Below are 255 nucleotides of genomic sequence, written 5' to 3'. Positions count from 1 at the left end.
TGCCGTTGACCATCGAGCCGCATACCTGCCCCGAATACTGGTGTGATGCCTGTCGGAGGCCGTGCTGGGCACCGTTCCCCCTGAAGATCGCACGTGGCGGCCTGGTGGGGCCCCACCTCACGGCACTGATCGCGTTCATGAAGGGGGATTGTCACGCCTCCTACTCGACGATCCGGACGTTCCTCCGCGACGTCGTCGGCGTCACCCTCGCTCGGAGCACTTTGGCCAACACGATCGACAAGGTCAGTCAGGCGC

General features: G+C 64.7%; 1 pseudogene. It reads left to right on the top strand.

The features are described from left to right. Positions 1-255 (top strand): annotated as a pseudogene (locus ACYOEI_RS41430) (IS66-like element ISCku6 family transposase); the annotation flags it as partial.

This window comes from Singulisphaera rosea (genome assembly GCF_054877945.1).
The sequence above is the reverse complement of the archived record's forward strand: the minus strand, read 5'-3'. Positions and strand labels throughout refer to the sequence as shown.